Consider the following 19552-nt stretch of genomic DNA (forward strand, 5'->3'; position numbering starts at 1 on the left):
TGCGCCGGGGACCGGCATGGCTCAAGCCTTCAGCTTCGCCAGCAACGCCTTGGCGGCGGCCGTCTCCGCCTCCTGCTTGCTGGCCCCGGTCGCGCTGACCTCCGCCGTCCGGCCAATCCGCACCGCCACGGTGAAGCGCGGTGCGTGATGCGGGCCGGAGCGATCGACCACCACATATTCGGGTGGCTTGCGGTTGTGCGCGGCGGCCCATTCCTGAAGCGCCGACTTGGGATGCTGCGGCGCCTTGGCATGGGCGTGGACCCGGTCCCCCCAGGATGCATGGATGAAGGCCCGCGCCGACTCCAGCCCCGCCTCGCGATACCAGGCGCCGATCAGCGCCTCCATCACGTCGCCCAGCACATTGTCGCTGTCCGATGCGCCATCGTCGCGCGCCTGCTTGCCCAGCCGCAGATGCTCGCGCACGCCCAGGTCGCGCGCCACATCGGCACAGACCGCGCCCGTCACCAAGGCGTTCAACCGACGCGACAACTGCCCCTCTGGCTCGTTCGGGAATTGCTCCCACAGCCATTCGGCCATGACCAGGCCCAGCACCCGGTCGCCCAGGAATTCCAGCCGCTCGTAATTCTCGGCCGCCTGGCTGCCATGAGTCAGCGCGCGATGAAAGGGCGCGAGATCAGCCGGGGCCTGGCCCAGAATCCCGGCCAGCCACGTGTCGACCGCGCTCAAAACCCCTCTCCGATCCGGTGCCAGCGTGCCGCCGTCACCCAGGTCCAGGGCTTGATCCATTCAGCCGAGCCATCGGTCGAGAAGAAGGTGACCGCCGCGCGCCCCTCCAGCCGGTTCATCGGAATATAGCCCATCCCCATTGGCGGCGCGAAGCGGCTGTCCGCCGAGTCGTCGCGATTGTCGCCCATCAGGAAGACATGGCCAGCAGGCACCGTATAGACGACCGTATCGTCGCGATCGGGGAAATTGCCCTGGTCCAGCACGTCATAGCGCTTGCCGCCCGGCAGGGTCTCGCGGAACCGGGCATAGCGGCATACCGGCTTGCCCGCGACGACGCCCAGATGCTCGGTGCCGCATTTGTCCGCGCCGAAATTGGGGGTCAGCGGCAGGATGAAATCGGCGACGCGCTGCCGGGGCACGGGGCGGCCGTTCAGGATCACCTGTCCGTCGGTGACCTGGATCGTATCGCCAGGCAGGCCGATCACCCGCTTGATGACATCGTGATCGTCGGGGCCGGGCGAGCGAAACACCACCACATCGCCCCGCGCCGGATCGCGTCCCAGGATGCGCCCGGGCAGAAGCGGCAGGCCAAACGGCAGCGACCAGCGCGAATAGCCATAATTCCACTTGGTCACGAACAGATAATCGCCGACCAGCAGACGCGGCAGCATCGATTCCGACGGAATGACGAACGACGTCATCAGGAAGCTGCGCAGGACGAAGACGAACAGAGCGAGCTTCAGGAAGAAGCGCAGCGTCTCCTTCGCCTCCGATTTTTGGGGTGTGTCGGCCATAGCCTGCGGGTTCGCGCAAGCCGCCCGCGCCGTCAAGCGGCTTCCCCCCTTTCGCGGTGTCGCCGACCCGGATAGGGGAACCGCCCCCGTCCTTATCGGTACATTCCAGAGCCCATGACCGATTTCATCCTGAACCTGATCGCATGGGGCGGCTATCTCGGCATTTTCCTGCTGATGGCGCTGGAAAACATCGTGCCGCCCATCCCGTCGGAGGTCATTCTGGGCCTGGGCGGCATGGCGGTCGCGCGCGGCGACATGGACATGGTGCCGCTGATCCTGTGGGGCACGGCGGGGACGACGGTGGGCAATTACGCCTGGTATGCGGTCGGCCGCCATATCGGCTATGAGCGGTTCCGCCCGTTTGTCGACCGGCATGGCCGCTGGCTGACCATGGAATGGCGCGACGTCGAACGGCTGCACCGGTTCTTCGTCCGGCATGGCGGATGGGTGGTGTTTGTGTTCCGCTTCATGCCCGCCTTTCGGACGATGATCTCGCTGCCTGCCGGGATCACGCGGATGCCGCTCGGCCGGTTCCTGCTCTGGACCTTTGCGGGCAGCGCGATCTGGAATGCGATCCTCGCCTATGCCGGCTTCTGGCTGGGCGCGAATTTCGAGGTGATCGATCGCTATGTCGGCCCCGCCGCGATCCTGATGACGGTGGCGATCGCCATCGGCTATCTGTGGCGCGTCCTCACCTGGACGCCGCGCGGGCCGCGTTAGGCCCTGGGATGCGCGGTGCGATAGATGTCGAGCAGCCGGGCGGCATCGACCTCGGTATAGATTTGCGTCGAACTCAGGCTGGCATGGCCCAGCAACTCCTGAAGCTGGCGTAGATCGGCCCCGCGCCCCAGCAGATGCGTGGCGAAGCTGTGGCGCAACGCATGCGGCGTCGTCCGTCCGCCCAGCCCCAGCCTGTCGCGCGCACCGCGCACCGACCGGCGGATGATCGCGGGCGACAGCGGACCGCCCTTCGTCCCCCGGAACAGCGGCTCCCCGGGCAGCAGCGCGAACGGCAGCAGCGCCGCGTAACGCTCGATCGCCGCGCGCAATTCGGGGAGCAGCGGCACGATCCGCACCTTGCCGCGCTTGCCGGTCACACGGATCGTCTCACCCAGCGGCAGGATGCTGGCGGGCAAGGCCATGGCCTCGCCGATGCGCAGCCCCGCGCCATAAAGCAACAGCAGCACCGCCCAGTCGCGCGCGGCGATCCACGGCTCGGCCGCCTCCTCGCTGACATCGGTCGCCAGCGCGATGATGTCGGCCGGAGCCTGGGGCCGCGGCAGGCTGCGCTTGCGGCGCGGCCCTTTGAGCGCGGGCGGATCGATCCCTGCCCAGTGCAGAAAGGTGCGCACCGCCGACAATTCGCGCGCGGCCGACGCCGCCGTCAGGCCGTCGCCCCGTCGCCGCGCCAGATAGGCACGCAGATCCGCCGCCGTGATCCCGGACAGCGCCGCCCCGTCGATCGCCCGCCCCCAATGCCCGGCCAGAAATCCCGTCAACCGCTCGGCGGTGGCAACATAGGCGCGCACCGTGTGATCCGAGCGGCGCAGATCGACGGTCAGATGGCGGTAGAAATCGGCGATCAGCACGGTCATGACGCCCAGCGATGACCGCGCCGCGCGCCCACGTCAAAGCCTAATGCCCGGCCGTCATGCGGGCGCCCTGTCCCCTCATCGCCGCTTCCCCCATTCGCGCGCCACCGTATACCCCAGATAGCCGGTGCCGAAGAGCGCGTAGAGCGGCTCGGGAATCGCCGCCAGATATTCCGTCATGCCGCGGATCATCGCCGTCGCCATGGCCGGGCGGACGCCCGCCAGCAGCCCCATAGGGATACTCCAGAGCAGCAGCAGATACATGACATAGAGAAAGGTCGGCCGCGCCCGCCGCGTCCAGCGGTCATTCGGGTCGCCCGCCTCCTGCGCCAGGATGTCCGGCGCGCTCATGACAGGCGGTCCGCCAGCCAGCCGTACAGGAACGCCTCATTGGCGGGCCGCCGCTCGGCCAGCGTCAGATAGCGTTCGCCCTGCAACGCCTCGACCGCTTTCAGCAACACGACCTCACCCGCCGCCCCCCGATGGCGCAGAAAGGCCGACAGCGCGGCCAGGGTCGATGGGCCGATCCGCCCATCCGCCTTCATGTCGGGATAATCGCGCGCGCCGCGATTGAGCGCGTTGAGCGCCCGCTGCAAAAAGCCGGTTGCGACGTCGGGTCCCATATTGACGCCGGTGTCGAACAGCTCGGCCGCCAGCCGGGGGGCCAGCGCCGCCACGCGGTCGAACCCCGGCCCGCTCCAGTAGAGCCGCCGATAGATCGCCTCCGCCCGCTCGATCGGCAGGCGACGCATCGGCCCGGTATAGCCATCCGCCCGCGCGACCGCCTCGGTGATCCCAAAGCGAGTCGCGCCGCCGCGATCGGCGGGATGATCGCTATAATCCCCCTCGCGCGCGATCACCTGCGCGATCAGCGCCTCCACCCCCGCCACTTGATCCTGCTGTCCCATGTCGCCCTCCCTGTGACGACCGACACGAACCATATCGGTTCGTTGTAGGACAGCGATTTCTGTGGATGGGGGCGATCAGGCCAGCACGCTGCGCGCCAGCGCCAGCGTGCCCAGCGGCCCGGCCTGGTCGCCGAGCTGCGCATGGACGATGCGATTGGCGACCTGCGCCGCGTCGACAAAGGGGAGATAGCCCGACAGCTTCTCGACGGTGGCCTGGCGCACCATGTCGAGCAGATGCGGCTGGCCGACGCCCACGCCGCCGCCGATCACGATCCGGCCACAGGCCAGCGTCAGGAACAGCCCCGCAAAGCTCTCCGCCAGCGCATCGGCGACGAAGGTCCAGGCGGGGTCGTCCGCGGCCAGATCCTGCGCGGGCTTGCCGGTGCGCGCGGCAATCGCCGGACCCGCGACCAGCCCCTCCAGGCAGTCGCCATGGAAGGGACAGGCCCCCGCAAACCCGTCGCCCGCCACGCGGCGCACCCGGATATGCCCGGCCTCCGGGTGCATCCGGCCCGACACCGGCTGGCCATTGACGATGAGGCCCATGCCGACGCCGGTGCCGATCGTGACATAGACATGGTCGTTCAGACCGCGCGCCGCGCCCCACTGCCCCTCGGCCAGCGCCGCGCCGGTGACGTCGGTGTGGATCGCCACCCGGTCGCCGAACCCATCCGCCAGCGCGCCGAGCACGTCCGCCCCGGCCCAGCCGGGCTTGGGCGTGGCGAGCATATGGCCATAGTCCATGCCGCCCTTGTCCAGCGCGATCGGGCCGAAACTGCCGATGCCCAACGCCTCGGGCCGATATTGCTCGCGCCATTCGGCCAGCCGCTGCGCCAGTGCGGCCAGGGTGATGGCGGGCGTGGTGGTGGACAGGCGTTCGGACACCAGGATGTCGCGCCCCCGCCCGATCAGCACGATCGATTTCGTCCCGCCCAGTTCGACGCCCGCGACGATAGGATCCTGTGCCTCGGTCATTCTACTCTCCCGCCCGTCGCAATCTCGAAGGTTTGCGCGACTGCGCGAAACCGCGCGTCCCGGTCAAGGGTGTCGCGCGGTTTCGCGAAGCGAAGAGGATGGATTGTCGGTTTTCCAGCCGTCCATCCCGCATCCGTCCCGGCGGAACGGATGCGGCGGCGGACGGGTCAGAGAATGGGCTGCGCCACCAGTGCCGCTTCACGCCGGCACTGGGCCGCATCGGGGCGCGGCGTGGCGGGATCGCGACGCAGCGCGTCCAGTTCGGCCCGCGCGGCGGCGAGATCCCGCTGGAAGTCGGGGCTTTGCGACAATGCGGTCAGCGTCACGGTGGCGGACAGCCGCCCGCCCTCGACCGCGCTGGCATTGTGCGCACCGCACACGATCCGGCTTTCGCCAAAGGCCCGGCCGCGCGCCAGGATCTGGGTCGCCCGGTCCGGCGCCAGTTCGGCCAGCAGCGTCGCCCAGGTCCAGCCCGCCGTCGTATGGCCCGAGGGATAATCGTAACTCCCCTGCAGTTCGGACGCGGGCTGGCAGGTCGGCCCCTTGTCGATCAGATAGGGGCGCTGGCGCTTATAGTAATTCTTGGCGATCCCGGTTCCCCGCGCGGTGTCGGAGCCCGCATTCTCGATCAGCCGGATCGTCGCGGGCGCGGCCTGCGGCGTCAGGGTGACGCCCAGCGCGCAGGAGAAATCGCGCGCCATATGGTCGTCGTCCAGTTGCACGTCGTTGGTCGCCATCGCCCAGCGCGGCGTGCCGATGAGCTTGCGCGTCTTGCGGAAGATCTCGCGATCGGCGCGCCCGCGTATGTCATCGGGCCGCGGCGCGGGCGGCAGGATGGCCAGCAGGTCGAAGGTGCCCTTGGGCAGATAATGGGCCGGCTCGTCCCCCTCCCGTATTTCGGCGACGGCGGCGGTGCAGGTGACGGCGAACAGCGCCACCGCCAGACAGGATACGGTACGTTTGAACATGCCCCAGAAAACTCCGTTTCAAAGCGAGGTGAGGTAGGAAAGTCGGGCCGCGCGCAGATTGGCGAGATGGGCGGCCGCCAGAGTGATGCCGCCCGCGACGGTCAGCAGGGTGCCGATGCGCTCCCCTTCGAACATCACACCGAACAGCAACAGGCCGAGTCCGGCGAAGCCCAGCAGGAGAGGCCGCATCCCGCCATGCCGCCGCCAGCCACGCCACAGGGTCAGGCCGCTCAGCGGAAAGGCGATGGCCAGCATCGCGATATGGAAGGTCTCGCCCATATCGGCCCATTCGGCGATCGACGGCAGAAAGGCGATGAGCACCGGCAGGGCAAGGCAATGGAACAGGCACAGGGTCGAGGCCGAAATCGCCAGACCATCCCAGCCAAGCCCCCCATTGCGCGCGATCGGCCTTGCCATCACCGCGTTAGCGTCCGTTCGACTATCCATGGTCTTCATCCTCGCCCGTCGTCGCCCAGCCGCACCATGGCTACCAGTGATACTTCATATCATACTTGGCAAGTGACAAAAATTTAGACATGTCCTTAAATTGTATTCCGTATAATATACCTTGCTCATGTCGAACGAAATGAAAGAGGGGCGATGGCGATCAGGCGATGGACCTTCCGCGCGGGTGTGACGGCGCTGTTCGCCAGCGGCGCGCTGGCGCAGACACCGCCCGTGCCCCGGCCGGAATGGGAAAACCCCGCCATCGACCGGATCGGCGCGGAACCGATGCACAGCAGCTTCGCCGGGTTCGAGAGCCGCATGGCGGCGCTGTCGGGCGATGTCGCCCGGTCGCGCTACCACCTGTCGCTCGACGGGATGTGGAAGCTGCACATGTCCCCCAATCCCGAGGCGCGCCCCATCGGTTTCGAGCGCCCCGATCACGACGTCTCGACCTGGGCGAGCGTCGCCGTCCCCGGCATCCTCCAGGCCGAGGGGTTGAGCCGCCCGGTCTTCGTCGGCAGCGGCTATCCCTTCCCGCGCGACCAGCCGTTCATCGCGCACCGGCTGAACGAGGTCGCCTCCTATCGCCGCGACTTCACCGTCCCCGCGCATTTCGCCGGGCGCCAGTTGCTGCTGACCGTCGGCGCGGCGGGTGCGGCCTATTATCTCTGGGTCAACGGCCAGCGGATCGGCTATTCCGAGGACTCCAAGCTCCCCGCCGAATTCGACATCAGCCGCGCCGCCCGGCCGGGCAAGAACACCATCGCGATCGAACTCTATCGCTTTTCGGACGGCAGCTATCTCGAGGATCAGGACTTCTGGCGGGTCAACGGGATCGAGCGGTCGATCACCCTCTATGCCGCGCCGCAGACGCATATCCGCGATCTGGCAATCGATGCGGGCCTGACCCATGACTATCGCGACGGCACGCTGTCGGCGACCGTCGATCTGGCGGGCGCGACGCGGGCGACGAGCGTGCGCGCGACGCTGCTCGACGGCAAGCGCACCGTCTTCACCCGGACCGCGACACCGGCGGGCACCACCGCGACGATCACCGCCGAGATTCCGGGCGTGAAGACGTGGAGCGCCGAGGCCCCCAATCTCTACGCCCTGCTGGTCGAACTGCTCGACGATCACGGCACGCTGATCGAGGCGACCAGCCGCCGCATCGGCTTCCGCACGGTCGAGGTGGCGGGTGGCGAGGTGCGGGTGAACGGCAAGCGGATCATGATCCGCGGCGTCAACCGGCACGAGCATGATCCCCACAGCTTCCACGTCGTCTCCGAGGCGACGATGCGCAAGGATATCGAGCTGATGAAGGCCGCCAACATCAACGCGGTCCGCACCTCGCACTATCCCAACGACCCGCGCTGGTACGACCTCACCGACGAGTACGGCCTGTATGTGATGGACGAGGCCAATATCGAGAGCCACGGCTACTTAAGCCTTACCCAGGAAAAGAACGACCCGACGCTCAACCTGGGCCACAAGCCCGAATGGGCCGCCGCGCATCTCGACCGGGTCCAGCGCATGGTCGAGCGCGATCGCAACCACCCCTCGATCATCTTCTGGTCGCTGGGCAATGAAAGCGGCGTCGGTCCCAATTTCGAGGCGGCGGCCCAATGGGTCCGCGCGCATGACCGGACGCGGCTCATCAACTTCCTGGGTTACAGCATGAGCGGCTGGCGGCACCCGACCAACGACTATGTCGACATTTTCGCGCCCATGTATGACGATGTCGAGAAGCTGGCCGACTATGCGACGCGGCCCGAATTCACCCAGCCGCTGATCCTGTGCGAATATGCGCATTCGATGGGCAACAGCCTGGGCGATTTCCAGGGCTATTGGGACGTCTTTCGGAAATATCCCAAGTTGCAGGGCGGCTTCGTCTGGGACTGGGTCGACCAGACGATGATCCGGAAGGACAAGCAGGGCCGGCCCTATTGGGGGCAGGGCCTGGACTATGATCCCGATCCCAAGGATGCCGGGCTGCACGGCGACGACAGCCCGGTCGGCGACGGGGTGATCCGGTCGGATCGTACCCCCGACCCCGAATATTATGAGATGGCGCATGTCCAGTCGCCGATCACCTTCACCCATCAGGGCGGCGGCTGGCAGGTGGTCAACCGCCACGACCATATCGACCTGTCGCGCTTCACGCTGGACTGGGCGGTGCTGGAGAATGGCGTCGAGACGGCGCGCGGCTCCATCGCCACGCCGCCAGTCGCGCCGGGGCAGAGCGCGCCGATCGCCTTCACCCTGCCCGCGCCCCGCGATGCGACGGCGGAACGCTCGCTGATCCTGCGCGCGCGGACCAGGGCGGGCGCGATCCCGCCGCTGCCCGCGGGCCATGTCGTCGGCTGGGAACAGTTCGCGCTGTCCCCGCCGGTCTTCACCGCCGCCCCCGCTGGCTCGGTCACGCCGGACGAGAGCGCCGATGCGATGATGTTGAAGGCGGGGAATGCGGTGCTGGAGATCGACCGTGCGACCGGCCTCGTCCGCCGCTATGCCCATGACGGCAGGACGCTGCTGACCGGCGGCGCACCCGATTTCTATCGCGCGCCGACCGACAATGACGTGGGCGCTGGCGTACCCAAGAGCCATGCGATGTGGCGCTATTTCTCCGAGCATCGCCGCCTCGACGCCATCCGCCGCGACGGCAATGCGATCGTGGTCGATCACGACATGGGCGTCGGCTCGGTCACGATGCAGACCCGCTGGACCATGGCCCCGGACGGCAGCGCGACCGCGACGGTCCGCTTCACCCCGCTGCGCGCGACCTTGCCCGATCCGTTGCGCGTCGGCCTCGCCTTTGCGACGCCGGGGCAGCAATTCACCCGTGTCGACTGGTTCGGGCGCGGGCCGTGGGAAAGCTATGCCGACCGCAAGACCGGCGCGATGATCGCGCGCTGGGACGGGCTGCTCGCCGACCAGTATCATGGCTATGCCCGCCCGCAGGAGTCGGGGAACAAGACCGATGTCCGCTGGCTGCAACTGACCGGCGGCGGCACCGGATTACGCGTGACGGGGGCGCAGCCGCTGTCGGTCAACGCGCTGCCCTTCCCCTATGGCGACCTCGCGCTGAAGCCGCCCGCACAGGCGCATAGTTCGGACATCACCCCGCATGGCGACGGCACGCTGCTGATCGACGCGGCGCAGGCCGGGGTCGGCGGCGATACCGGATGGAACCTCGATGGCCGGGCGCACATGCCCTATCGCATCGCGCTCCGGCCGCTGACCTACCGCTTTACGATCGGAGCCGCGCAATGAAGCGCCTGTTCGCCCTCTCGCTGCTGCTGACCGCCACGCCGATCGCGGCGCAGACCGTGCCCGACCGCATCGCCCGGTCGCTGGCCCTGCGTGACCAATGGCAATGGCTGACCCGCGACATCGCCTCCTCCGCCGAATGGGATGCGGACGGGCGGCATTTCCATTATCGCAAGACGGTGGCGGGCGGCTTCGCCTTTATCGACGTGGACGCCGCCACCCGCGCCAAGGCCCCGGCCTTCGACGCCGCGACGCTCGCCCCCGCCCTCTCCAAAGTGATGGGGCAGCCGGTCGCGCCGCTGCGCCTACCGTTCGACCATTTCGCCTATGCGCCCGACCGTCAGGCAATCAGCTTCACCATCGGCTATGACGACGGCGTCACCTATAGCTGCACCCTCGCCCGGCCGGTCTGCCGCATCGTGCCGCCCGAAAACCCCGCCCGCCCGCGCGGCTTCGGCGTGGTGCGCGACCTGCGCGTGGCGGCCGACAACCACCCCCGCCGCTCGCCCGACGGCAGGCTGGAGGCGCTGGTCCTCGACGACAATCTGGTCGTGCGCAGGGCCGGGGGTGGCAAGGAGCTATGGCGCAGTCAGGACGGCAGCCCCGCCAATTTCTACGACCCCGAAACCATCGCCTGGAGTCCCGATGGCCGGTACATCGCGCTCCAGCGGGTGCGGCCCGGCTATGCCCGGATGGTGACGCGTGTCCTCGCCGCGCCGCCGGGCAAGATCCAGCCCGAGGTCGTCCAGCAACTCTATCCCAAGCCCGGCGACACGGTCGATCAGGAAGCACCCGTCCTGTTCCGCGTGTCCGACGGCCGACGGACCGAGATCGACCCCGACCTGTTCGCCCATGCCTATACCCTGTCCACCCCAGAGTGGCGGGCGGACGGCAAGAGCTTCGCCTTCGATTATCTGAAGCGCGGTTTCGGCGCGGCGCGGATCATCGCGGTCGATGCCGACACCGGCACGGCGCACGCCGTCGTGACCGAAAGCCCGAAGACCTTCGTCTTTCGCGACCGTATCTGGTCGCATGACGTGAAGGGGCTGGGCCGCGAAATCCTCTGGACATCGGAGCGGGACGGCTGGCGGCATCTCTACCTGATCGACGGCGCGACCGGCCGGGTAGTCCGCCAGATCACCAAGGGGCCATGGGTCGTCCGCGACATTGCGAAAGTGGATGACGACAAGCGACAAATCTGGTTCTCGGCCAGCGGCTTCGTCCCCGGCGAAGACCCCTATTACAAACACTGGTTCCGGGTCGATTTCGACGGCCGCAACCTGACCCGGCTGACGAAGGAGAATGCGACGCACGAGGTCCGCTTCTCGCCCGACATGACCCGCTATGTCGACGTCTATTCGCGCACCGACAGCCCGGAGACGATGGAGCTTCACGACGCGCGCGACGGACGCCTTCTCCAGACGCTGGAAAAGGGCAACATCGCCGCGCTGACCGCCGCCGGGTTCCGCCCGCCCGAGCGCTTCACCACCAAGGGCCGCGACGGGAAGACCGACATCTACGGCATCGTCGTTCGCCCGCGCGATTACGATCCCGCGAAGCGCTATCCGGTGATCGAGAACATCTATGCCGGGCCGCACGACAGCTTCGTCCCCAAGGCGTTCTGGCCGTTCGGCGGCTTTTCCGGCGGCGACCGCGTCATGGGGATGCAGCAGCTCGCCGATCTGGGCTTCATCGTCGTGATGATCGACGGCATGGGCACCGCCAACCGCTCGAAAGCCTTTCACGACGTCGCGTGGAAGAACCTGGCCGATAGCGGCTTTCCCGACCGGATCGCCTGGATGAAGGCGCTGGCGGCGAAGGACCCCGCCGCTGATATCAGCCGCGTCGGCATCTATGGCGGCTCGGCGGGCGGGCAGAGCACACTCAATGCGCTGCTCTTCCACCCCGATTTCTACAAGGCCGGGGTCGCCTATGCCGGGTGTTTCGACAACCGGATGGACAAGATCGACTGGAACGAACAATGGCTCGGCTATCCGGTCGACCAGAGCTATCTCGACGCCTCTGGCGTGGTCCATGCGGGGCAGTTGCGGGGCAAGCTGATGCTGGTCGTCGGCGAGCAGGACTCCAACGTCGATCCCGCCAGCACGACGCAGGTGGTCGATGCGCTCATCAAGGCGGACAAGGATTTCGACCTGCTGGTCATTCCCGGCGGCGAGCATACCGCCGGACGCACCACCGGGCCGGTCGCCTATGCGATGCGGCGGCAATATGCCTTCTTCCTGAAGGCGTTGCGCGGGGAGGAGTAGGTTCCATACCCCGAAGCGAACGCACCACCCCGGCGAAGGCCGGGGTCCAGTCTCGGCGTCTTATGAGGCGCGCCACGTGCGACATGGCATCTGGGCCCCGGCCTTCGCCGGGGTGGTGCTGATGGAGATAGGGTCCGACGCCGGGCCGCTATCGGGGAAGATATTGCCACTCCCCGCCCACACGCCTATCGCTCCCCCCGCGACAGGTTCCCCCTTGGGGGAATCAAAAGGGAATGGGGTGCGATGCCCCGGCTGCCCCTGCAACTGTAAGCGGCGAGCCGTTCGCCATCACGCCATTGGGGATGTCCCCGAGAAGGCGGCGGACCGGCCCCGACCCGCGAGCCAGGAGACCTGCCCGTCGCGGTCGTCTTTCGACCGGTCAGGGTGTACCGGACGGACGGGGCTTTCCCCCTCGCGCGACGACAACGCCTTTGTGGAGATGTGCCCCAAGTGACCGAGCCGAACCCATGCTGAAACCCGCCGCCCCCGGCCCCGCCGTGGTCGCCTGCAACACCTGCCGCCTGTCCGACGATGCGCGCGAGAATGACGAAGGACGGCGCGGCGGCGCGCTGCTGGTCGAAGCCTTGCGCCGGGTGCAGGCGTCCGACCCCGCCTATGCCGGTGTCGCGGTGGAGGAGATGCCCTGCCTCTTCGCCTGCCAGTCCTTTTGCGCCGTCCATCTGCGCTGTCCGGGCAAGGTCGGCTATGTGATGGGCAAGTTCGCCCCCGATGACGACGCCGCGCGCGCCATCCTGGACTATGCCCGCGCCTATGCCGACAGCGACTGGGGACAGGTGCCGTACAAGCAATGGCCGCAGGGGGTGAAGGGCCATTTCCTCACCCGCACCCCGCCCGAAGGATTCGTCGTCGAATGAGCGCCTTCCCTACAGTTACCGCGTTCGAGGCAGCGCTCGCCGCGCTGCCCGAACCCGATGCCGCCGCGCGCGACGCCGCGACCACACGACAGGGCCAGTTGACCAAGCCCCCCGGCTCGCTGGGCCGGTTGGAGGAGATCGCGATCTTCCTCGCCGGGTGGCAGGGCCGCGCGCGTCCCCGGATCGAACGCGGCCGCGCGGTGATCTTCGCAGGCAATCACGGCGTCGTCGGTCGCGGGGTCAGCGCCTTTCCGGCGGACGTGACGGTGCAGATGGTCGCCAATTTCGCCGCCGGAGGGGCCGCGATCAATGCGCTGGCCGCCGCCGCCGGGCTGGACCTGAGCATCGTGCCGCTCGACCTCGACCGGCCGACCGCCGACTTCACCACCGCACCCGCGATGAGCGAGGCGGAATGCCTGGCCGCGCTGTCCGCCGGAGCCGAAGCGGTGGGCGATGCCGACCTGCTCGTGCTGGGCGAAATGGGGATCGGCAACACCACCCCCGCCGCCGCGCTCGCCGCCGCCAGTTTCGGCGGGGAGCCTGCCGACTGGGTCGGCCCCGGCACCGGCGTCGACGCCCACGGCCTGTCGCGCAAGGCGGCGGCGGTGGCGGACGGGTTGGCGCTGCATCGCCCGCATTTGACCGGCGCGTTCGAGATTCTCCGCCGTCTGGGCGGGCGGGAGATCGCGGCGATGGCGGGCGCGGTGCTGGCCGCGCGGGGGAAGCGCGTGCCGGTCGTGCTCGACGGCTTTATCGGCACCGCCGCGATCGCGCCGCTCGCCATGGTCCATCCGGCGATCACCGCGCATTGCCTGAGCGGGCATTGCTCGGCCGAGCCGGGGCATGTCCGGCTGCTCGACCGGCTGGGGTTGCGGCCGATCCTGTCGCTCGACATGCGGCTGGGCGAGGGCAGCGGCGCGGCGGTGGCGGTGCAGGTGATCCGCGCCGCGCTGGCCGCACATGACGGCATGGCGACCTTTGCCGAGGCGGGGGTGGCCAAGGGGTGACGCGCTTTCGGCTCCATCTGCTCCGGCATGGCGAGCCGGAACTGACCGGGGTGATGCTGGGGCGGACCGACAGCCCGGCGACGGCGCAAGGGATCGCCGCCTGCGTCGCGCGCGCTGAAGGTTTGGCGGTCGCGCGGCGGATCAGCTCGGACCTATCGCGCGCCCGCGCCTGTGCCGAGGCGATCGGACCGGCGACGGTCGATCCCCGCTGGCGCGAACTGGATTTCGGTGCGTGGGACGGGCTGCCCCCCGACAGCATCGATCCCGCCGCCCGCGCGCGCTTCTGGGACGATCCCGACGCCAACCCGCCGCCGGAGGGCGAACGCTGGTCCGATCTGGTCGCGCGAGTCGGGGCTGCGATCGCCGAGCTGCCGCCCGAACCGACGCTGGTCGTCACCCATGGCGGGGCGATGCGCGCGGCGCTCGCGGCTCTGTGCGGCTTCGATGCGCACACCGTCTGGGGCTTCGCGCTGCCCTATTCCAGCCTGTTGACGCTGGAGATTTGGGAGGGCGCGCCGCGCACCGCGCAGGTGACGGGGCTGGTCACGGCATGAAGCCGCTGATCGTCGCGCTGGGATTCCTGACCCGCCTGCCGATGCCGCGCGTGGCGGCGGACCAAGCCGATTTCGCGCGCGCGATCCGGCTCTATCCGGTCGCGGGGCTGGTGATCGGCGCGATCGTGGCGGGGGCCGGTTGGCTGGGCGCGTGGGTCGATCCGTGGGTCGGGGCGCTGGCGGCGCTGGCGGTATGGGTGTGGGCGACGGGGGCGTTACACCTCGACGGTCTGGCGGACCTGTCGGACGGGCTGGGCGCAGCGCATGGCGACCGGGCGCGGTTGCTGTCGGTGATGGCGGACCCGCATATCGGCAGCTTCGGCGTCGTCGTGCTGGTGATACAGTTGCTCGCCAAGCTGGTCCTGCTCCACCGCGTGCCGCCCGATCACTGGGCGATGATCGCCTTGATCCCGGCGGCGGCGCGGATCGGGCCATTGGTCTGGGCACGGTTCCTGCCGCCGCTGAAGCCGAACGGGCTGGGTGCTGCGGTGGCGGGCGCGGTGCGGCCGGGGGACGTGATCGGGTGGATGGTCGGCGTGCTGGCGCTGGACCTGTTCGCGCCGCCCCTGGCCGTCACCCCGCTCGTGATCTTCGGCCTTGGCCTGTGGTTCCGCCGCAAGCTGGGCGGCGTGTCCGGCGATGTCCATGGTGCGGGGATTGAGCTGACCGAAACAGCGCTCCTCCTTGCGGCCGTGCTCTACACCGCGTCCTGAGCGATCCTGAGAAGCGCATCGCAATCGACATGCGCCTCCAGCGTGGCAGCGATGGCGTCGAGCGCGGCATCCACATCGGCACGGTGATCCGGCCCTGCGCCCGCCACGCCGATCCGCGCAAGCCACGCCGCCCGCTGCCCCGCCTCGCCCAGCAGGCCGTGGATATAGCTGCCCGCGACCAGCCCGTCGGCGCTCATCGCACCCTCGGCCCGGCCATCGGCGAAATGCCCCACCGGCCGCGCGGTATCGGAGCCGGTGGTGCGGCCGAGGTGAATCTCATAGCCCGAAAAGCCCGCGCCCAGCGCCGCGCCCGTCACCGGCCGCACCGTCTTCTCGCCGGTCAGCACGGTTTCGACATCGAGCAGCCCCAGCCCCTCGACCCGTCCCGCCGGACCCTCGATCCCGTCCGGGTCGGCCACGCCCAGCCCGAGCATCTGGTATCCGCCGCATAGCCCCAGCACCGGCCGTCCGCGCCGATGGTGCGCCGCGATGTCGATATGCCAGCCCTGCGCGCGGAGGAAGGCAAGGTCGGCGATGGTCGCCTTCGACCCCGCCAGCACGATCATCGCCGCATCGGGAATGGTCTCTCCGGGGCGGACCATGACCAGATCGACCGCCGGCTCCAGCCGCAGCGGGTCGAGATCGTCGAAATTGGCGATGCGCGGCGTGATCGGACAGGCGATGACCACCCGCCCGCCGGCCCCGGTACGGGCGCGTTCCAGCACCACCGCATCCTCGCTGGGCAGCCGCCGCGCCTCGGCCAACCACGGGATCAGCCCCAGCGCGCGCCAGCCGGTATGTTCGGCGATCGTCGCCATGCCGTCGGCGAACAGCGCGGGATCGCCGCGAAACTTGTTGACCAGAAAGCCCCGGATCATCGCCGCATCCGCCGGGTCGATCACCGCTTTCGTGCCCACCAGCGAGGCGATCACCCCGCCGCGATCGATGTCCCCCGCCAGCAGCACCGGCACCCCCGCCGCGCGTGCGAACCCCATATTGGCGATGTCGCCGGCGCGCAGATTGACCTCGGCGGGCGAGCCGGCCCCCTCGACGATCACCAGATCGCTCTCCGCCTCCAGACGGCGATAGCAGTCGACCACCTCGGGCAGCAGGTCGATCCGCCCCTCGCGCCAGTTCGCGGCAGCCAGCATCCCGCGCACCTGCCCGCGCACGATCAGTTGCGACGTGCGGTCGCCCTGCGGCTTCAGCAGCACCGGGTTCATGTCGACATGCGGTGCGACCCGCGCGGCCATCGCCTGGGTCGCCTGCGCCCGGCCGATCTCGCCGCCATCGGGGGTGACGGCGGCGTTGTTGCTCATATTCTGCGGCTTGAAAGGGCGGACGCGCAGGCCTCGATTGGCGAAGACCCGGCACAGCCCCGCCACCAGCACCGACTTGCCGACATCGGAGCCGGTCCCCTGGATCATCACACCAGCCATGCGACACTCCCCGCGATCACCCACAGCAACAGGCAGGCGCGGGCATAGAGCTGCAACGCCGTCACGATGTCGGTCGGCATGGCGGCGCGGCCCTCGCGCCCGATCCACGGCTTGATCTGGGTCACGCCGTCATAGGCGACAGGCCCGGCCAGCGCGATGCCCAGCGCGCCCGCCATCGCCGCCTCGGGCCAGCCCGCATTGGGCGAGGCATGGGTGCGCGCATCGCGCCGCATCACCCGCCAGCCGCCCGCCCCCGCCACGCACACCAGCACCCCCGCGATCCGCGCGGGCACCCAGTTCGCCACGTCATCGATCCGCGCCGCCGCCCAGCCGAACGCGCGCCAGCGAGGCTCCTTATGCCCGATCAGGCTGTCGGCGGTGTTGATCGCCTTATACACCCACACGCCCGGCAGCCCGAGCAGCAGCAGCCAGAAAAGCGGCGCGAAGATGCCGTCGCAAAAACTCTCCGCCAGCGTCTCGATCGCGGCGCGCGACACGCCCGCCTGATCCAGTCGCCCGGTATCGCGCCCCACCACCCGCGCCACCAGCGCACGGGCGGCGGAGAGGTCGCCGCGCATCAGCGCCTCGGCGACGGGGCGGACATGGACGTACAGGCTGCGCTGCGCCAAGGCGGGCCAGGCGAGGGCGGCACTGGCGATCCAGCCCCATCGCCCGAACAGCAGATGCGTCCCCTGGTCGAGTCCCCAAGCGATCACTCCGGTAACGCCGATCAGCAGAAACATGGTGACGACGCCCAGCACCCGGCGCACCGGCGCCGGGTAATGCGGCCGGTTGCCCAGCCGCTCAGCGAGGTTCAGGAACCGTGCGAACGCCCCGACCGGATGGCCGATCCAGCGATAGAGCCGGTCGGGCCAGCCGATCCCCGCATCCAGTGCCAGCGCAAGCAGCGCGACGGGATCAGCCATGCGACAACGCCTCGTCCAGTCGCGCGCGTTCCGCCGCCTCGGCCGGAACGCCGAAGCGCAACCGCTCGGGCGCATCGGCGAAGGGGCGGATCAATATCCCCGCCGCCGCCAGCCGGGCGAAGATCGCGGGGGCATCCGGCGTCTCGACCATGCGGAACAGCGGGCAGGCCCCTTGCGCGATCAGGCCATGCCGCGCCAGCACCGCGTCCAGCGCCGCCGCCCGCTCGGCCAGCGCGATGCGGGTCGCCGCGATCCACCCGGCATCGGCATAGGCCGCAGAGCCCCATGCGATCGCATGGCTCGACACCGGCCAGTCGCCCAGCAACGCGCGCAGCCGCGACAGCAAGTCCGGTTCAGCGATGACGAACCCCAGCCGCACCCCCGCCAGCCCGAAGAACTTGCCGAAGGACCGCAGCACGATCACCCGCTCTACGCCCGCGAAACCGGGTTGCGGCATCGCATCGGCAAAGGCTTCATCAAGGATCAACCAACCGCCCGCGGCCGCCTGCCGTTCGGCGAGTTCGGCAAGATGCGCGGGCGACCGATGAACGCCATCGGGATTGTTGGGATTGGCCAGCAACAGGCTCCCCGCCTGCCCCTGCCAGCGCTCCAGCGCGGCATGATCGACCCGCGCGGAGGCCACCGCACCATGCGTGCCGTAGCCCGGCTGGACCGCGACGATCGGCCCCGCCACGCCCAGCATCGGCAAGAGGCGCAGCGCCATCTCGCTGCCCGGTACGGCGGCGACCCACTCGGCCGCGACGCCGAAATGCACCGCCCCCACCGCCTCCAGCCGGGCGAGCGCGCCGCGATCGGGCAAGGGTCCGGCATCGATCGCCAACCCCTCGGGCGGGGTCCAGGCCACCGGGTTGATCCCGGTCGACAGGTCCAGCCACGGCGCGGGCGCGTTGGGAAACAGTGCCTTGGCCGCATCGATCCGCCCGCCATGATGGGTCAGCGCGCCCATTTCCGCTTGCGTCACAGCGCCACTCCCGCGATGCCACTGGCCATGACGAAGCCCCGGACCATCCTCGTCCTTGGCGGTGCCCGGTCGGGCAAGAGCCGCCACGCCCAGTCGCTGGCCGAGGCGATGACGCCGCAGGGCTGCTTCATCGCCACCGCGCAAGCCTGGGACAACGAGATGCGCGACCGGATCGCGCGACACCAGGCGGACCGCGACGAACGATGGGCGACGGTGGAAGCCCCGCTCGCCCTGCCGGACGCGATCCGCGACCATGGCCGCGCCGACCGCGTGCTGCTGGTCGATTGCCTGACATTGTGGCTGAGCAACATGTTGCTGGGCGAGCAGGACCTGATGGCGGCGGGCGACGCACTGGTCGCCGCGCTGCGCGACACACCCGGCCCGGTGGTGCTGGTCAGCAACGAGGTCGGCTTCGGCATCGTCCCCGACAATGCGCTGGCGCGGCGCTTCCGCGATGCGCAAGGCATGCTCAACCAGCGGCTGGCGCGGGTCTGCGACGCGACCGATCTGGTGGTGGCGGGGCTTCCCTTGCGGCTTTCAGGAGAGACATGATGCGCACCGACGCCGAACATGCCGAGCGGATGGCGAAGAAAAAGGCCGCGCAGGACAGCAAGGTCGCCGCGCGCGACGCCGAAAAGGGGCTGGTCATCGTCCATACCGGCAAGGGCAAGGGCAAGACGACCGCCGCGCTGGGCATGGTGATCCGCGCGGTCGGGCACGGCATGCGCGTCGGCATGGTCCAGTTCGTCAAGGGCGCGATGACCACCGGCGAGGCGGCGGTGCTGGCGCGCTTTCCCGAGGTGGACTTCCACGCGATGGGCGAGGGCTTCACCTGGAACACGCAGGACCGCGCCCGCGACATCGCCACCGCGCGCACCGCCTGGGATGAAGTGAAGCGGATGATCGCCGACCCGTCCTATGACCTGATCGTGGCGGACGAACTCAACATCGTGCTGCGCTATGACTATCTGCCGGTCGACGAGGTGCTGGAGGTGCTGGCGGCCAAGGGCGCGATGACCCATGTCGTCATCACCGGCCGCAACGCGCCCGAGGCGCTGATCGCGGCGGCGGACCTCGTCACCGACATGACGCAGGTGAAGCACCCCTTCCGCGAACAGGGGGTGAAGGCGCAGAAGGGCATCGAGTTCTAG

At 69.2% G+C, this 19552-nt stretch carries 20 protein-coding genes and 1 riboswitch; of the genes, 9 read left to right on the top strand and 11 right to left on the bottom strand.

The features are described 5' to 3' along the window. Window positions 1–21: 21 nt before the first annotated feature. Both rnc and lepB read right to left on the bottom strand, forming a co-directional pair. Window positions 22–687 carry a ribonuclease III gene (rnc, locus tag RN629_RS13680; protein WP_407035701.1) on the bottom strand — a complete coding sequence of 222 codons (666 nt, stop codon included), beginning with the start codon at window positions 685–687 and terminating at the stop codon, window positions 22–24. Continuing rightward, entirely contained in the window at window positions 684–1481 is a 798-nt protein-coding gene (gene lepB / locus RN629_RS13685) for a signal peptidase I (protein WP_407035702.1), read from the bottom strand. Before lepB ends, rnc begins: the two co-directional genes overlap by 4 nt. Before the next feature lie 114 nt (window positions 1482–1595). Between lepB and RN629_RS13690 the strand changes: the two genes are divergently transcribed. Then, the gene (locus RN629_RS13690; protein ID WP_407035703.1) at window positions 1596–2201 is read left to right on the top strand and encodes a DedA family protein; all 606 of its coding nucleotides are present in this window, start codon (window positions 1596–1598) and stop codon (window positions 2199–2201) included. Here RN629_RS13690 and RN629_RS13695 read toward each other — a convergent pair. The 6 genes from RN629_RS13695 to RN629_RS13720 all read right to left on the bottom strand — a co-directional run bounded on the left by RN629_RS13695 (window position 2198) and on the right by RN629_RS13720 (window position 6371). Beyond that, window positions 2198–3076 carry a tyrosine recombinase XerC gene (locus RN629_RS13695; protein WP_407035704.1) on the bottom strand — a complete coding sequence of 293 codons (879 nt, stop codon included), beginning with the start codon at window positions 3074–3076 and terminating at the stop codon, window positions 2198–2200. The two genes, RN629_RS13690 and RN629_RS13695, sit on opposite strands and share 4 nt — an antisense overlap. A gap of 75 nt (window positions 3077–3151) precedes the next feature. Continuing rightward, complete coding sequence (locus tag RN629_RS13700; RefSeq protein WP_407035705.1) at window positions 3152–3424, bottom strand: 3TM-type holin; 273 nt, start codon at window positions 3422–3424, stop codon at window positions 3152–3154. Continuing rightward, entirely contained in the window at window positions 3421–3981 is a 561-nt protein-coding gene (locus tag RN629_RS13705) for a glycoside hydrolase family 108 protein (RefSeq protein WP_407035706.1), read from the bottom strand. Before RN629_RS13705 ends, RN629_RS13700 begins: the two co-directional genes overlap by 4 nt. A 75-nt stretch (window positions 3982–4056) precedes the next feature. Beyond that, on the bottom strand, window positions 4057–4956 hold the full coding sequence (locus tag RN629_RS13710; protein ID WP_407035707.1) for an ROK family protein: 900 nt from the start codon (window positions 4954–4956) through the stop codon (window positions 4057–4059). Between the two features lie 167 nt (window positions 4957–5123). After that, window positions 5124–5924 (bottom strand): acid phosphatase, encoded by an 801-nt coding sequence (locus RN629_RS13715; protein ID WP_407035708.1) that lies wholly within the window; start codon window positions 5922–5924, stop codon window positions 5124–5126. A gap of 18 nt (window positions 5925–5942) precedes the next feature. Beyond that, complete coding sequence (locus RN629_RS13720; protein ID WP_407035709.1) at window positions 5943–6371, bottom strand: MerC domain-containing protein; 429 nt, start codon at window positions 6369–6371, stop codon at window positions 5943–5945. Window positions 6372–6524: 153 nt separating this feature from the next. On the opposite strand from RN629_RS13720, the gene RN629_RS13725 reads away from it, so the two are divergent. From RN629_RS13725 to cobS, 6 genes are all read left to right on the top strand, one after another. Further along, on the top strand, window positions 6525–9641 hold the full coding sequence (locus tag RN629_RS13725; protein ID WP_407035710.1) for a glycoside hydrolase family 2 TIM barrel-domain containing protein: 3117 nt from the start codon (window positions 6525–6527) through the stop codon (window positions 9639–9641). Continuing rightward, entirely contained in the window at window positions 9638–11905 is a 2268-nt protein-coding gene (locus tag RN629_RS13730; RefSeq protein ID WP_407035711.1) for a S9 family peptidase, read from the top strand. The genes RN629_RS13725 and RN629_RS13730 overlap by 4 nt, the downstream gene beginning before the upstream one ends. 187 nt (window positions 11906–12092) lie before the next feature. Next, window positions 12093–12278: riboswitch (cobalamin riboswitch) on the top strand. A 94-nt stretch (window positions 12279–12372) separates the two neighbouring features. After that, complete coding sequence (locus tag RN629_RS13735; RefSeq protein ID WP_407035712.1) at window positions 12373–12780, top strand: DUF1636 domain-containing protein; 408 nt, start codon at window positions 12373–12375, stop codon at window positions 12778–12780. Beyond that, window positions 12777–13787 carry a nicotinate-nucleotide--dimethylbenzimidazole phosphoribosyltransferase gene (cobT, locus tag RN629_RS13740; RefSeq protein ID WP_407035713.1) on the top strand — a complete coding sequence of 337 codons (1011 nt, stop codon included), beginning with the start codon at window positions 12777–12779 and terminating at the stop codon, window positions 13785–13787. The genes RN629_RS13735 and cobT overlap by 4 nt, the downstream gene beginning before the upstream one ends. Then, on the top strand, window positions 13784–14341 hold the full coding sequence (locus RN629_RS13745) for a histidine phosphatase family protein (protein ID WP_407035714.1): 558 nt from the start codon (window positions 13784–13786) through the stop codon (window positions 14339–14341). Before cobT ends, RN629_RS13745 begins: the two co-directional genes overlap by 4 nt. After that, window positions 14338–15054: an adenosylcobinamide-GDP ribazoletransferase gene (gene cobS / locus RN629_RS13750; RefSeq protein WP_407035715.1), complete on the top strand. Its 717-nt coding sequence runs from the start codon at window positions 14338–14340 to the stop codon at window positions 15052–15054. Before RN629_RS13745 ends, cobS begins: the two co-directional genes overlap by 4 nt. Here cobS and RN629_RS13755 read toward each other — a convergent pair. From RN629_RS13755 to RN629_RS13765, 3 genes are read right to left on the bottom strand one after another with little or no spacing between them, the layout of a single operon-like run. Next, window positions 15039–16493: a cobyric acid synthase gene (locus RN629_RS13755; RefSeq protein WP_407035716.1), complete on the bottom strand. Its 1455-nt coding sequence runs from the start codon at window positions 16491–16493 to the stop codon at window positions 15039–15041. The genes cobS and RN629_RS13755 overlap by 16 nt on opposite strands. Then, window positions 16481–17419 (bottom strand): adenosylcobinamide-phosphate synthase CbiB, encoded by a 939-nt coding sequence (gene cbiB / locus RN629_RS13760; protein WP_407035717.1) that lies wholly within the window; start codon window positions 17417–17419, stop codon window positions 16481–16483. Before cbiB ends, RN629_RS13755 begins: the two co-directional genes overlap by 13 nt. Next, window positions 17412–18401, bottom strand: coding sequence for a threonine-phosphate decarboxylase (locus tag RN629_RS13765; protein ID WP_407035718.1), 990 nt, complete (start codon window positions 18399–18401; stop codon window positions 17412–17414). The genes cbiB and RN629_RS13765 overlap by 8 nt, the downstream gene beginning before the upstream one ends. A 27-nt stretch (window positions 18402–18428) precedes the next feature. Between RN629_RS13765 and cobU the strand changes: the two genes are divergently transcribed. Both cobU and cobO read left to right on the top strand, forming a co-directional pair. Further along, a complete protein-coding gene (gene cobU / locus RN629_RS13770) occupies window positions 18429–18953 on the top strand; it encodes a bifunctional adenosylcobinamide kinase/adenosylcobinamide-phosphate guanylyltransferase (protein ID WP_407035719.1) in 525 nt (174 codons plus the stop codon). Next, a complete protein-coding gene (cobO, locus tag RN629_RS13775; RefSeq protein ID WP_407035737.1) occupies window positions 18953–19552 on the top strand; it encodes a cob(I)yrinic acid a,c-diamide adenosyltransferase in 600 nt (199 codons plus the stop codon). Before cobU ends, cobO begins: the two co-directional genes overlap by 1 nt.

This window comes from Facivitalis istanbulensis (assembly GCF_040560405.1).
Taxonomy (GTDB): domain Bacteria; phylum Pseudomonadota; class Alphaproteobacteria; order Sphingomonadales; family Sphingomonadaceae; genus Sphingomonas; species Sphingomonas istanbulensis.